Below are 1,118 nucleotides of genomic sequence, written 5' to 3'. Positions count from 1 at the left end.
CGCACACCGAGCGCGGCAACCGGGTGAACAACTGCACACACGGGGTCAAAAGTCACCGACCCCAAAGGGGTCCAGGTTCAGAGACCGCCGACAGTGGTCACGCTCAACGCGCTCGCCATGGTTCCACGTGATGACACCGTTCCCGCCGGGTATAGCTGCCTGGAACGTCCACGCTGACGGAGTTCCAGAAGGGTTCGGACTCTCGGAAGTGCCCGCCTCCCGTGTGCCATGGCACCCTCGGGTAGGCGCGGCGCAATGACGCGAGGGCGGCTGAAGCGAGGCCGTAGCGCTTGTAGCCCTCATAGGAGTGAGGCGCTTCCACCCAGCCGATCTCGCACAGACCGCAAACGATGTACTCGACCTCAAAAGCCAGATCGGACCCAAAGTAGGCCGCACGGATGCGCCAACCTGTCCGCTCATAGTCCCCGGCGGGCCGGTCGACCCAGGGCCTCGGCGGAACGGCAGTACGGTCGAAGCGGTAGGACTCGGGGTACTGGTATCGGTGGAGCCGGTCACGCCAGGTCGGCCTGTCGGGCCATTCCCGTACCCAATGCACATGGTCAGCGAGCTGCGCCAGGGAGCGGATCGCCGGCCCCTTGTCTGCCATGGACTCTCCTTCCGAGCTTCTGGAAGCGTCGTAAGTCTCGGTCAGCGGCGAGGCTGTTGTTCACCATTGCGTGTGACAGCCTTTCGAAGCCCCACACGCTTTCCAACTGTCCGTACGGCCGTATGGGGTAGTTCGTGGACGTCCACACGACAGGTCAGGAGGGGTGCGCGGACGACCATGCACAACAGCGTTCGGCGGCGCACTGGACAAAGACCAGAACAACGAGCAGGTGTCTGGCTGCCGCCAGGGCCTCAGCCCGGATTAGCGAGCTCGCCGTGGCGGAGCGGGCCGGGCTTGGTGCCCCTCCGCCTCTGCGCAGCGGCTGGCCGCTCAGCGCCGCCGGGTCGGCACGCCGAAAGGTTCACGAGCACTGGGCCACTTCCGCCAGGCGGTGTTGCGCCCCGGTACGGCCTTGGGCTCGGGCGGCGGGCGGGGGACGATGGCGGACCCGGGGGCCGCGGAGCGTACGACGGGCTACGTACGGGGCGGTATCTCCCCCCTCGGCCAGCGC

Annotated in this window: 1 pseudogene; it reads left to right on the top strand. The window is 67.2% G+C overall.

Going from position 1 to position 1,118, the window contains the following annotated elements:
* Window positions 1–1,016 precede the first annotated feature (1,016 nt).
* Window positions 1,017–1,118, top strand: a pseudogene (locus tag ACWD3C_RS48730) (Cys-tRNA(Pro) deacylase); the annotation flags it as partial.

This window comes from Streptomyces sp. NPDC002845, from assembly GCF_053591955.1.
The sequence above is the reverse complement of the archived record's forward strand: the minus strand, read 5'-3'. Positions and strand labels throughout refer to the sequence as shown.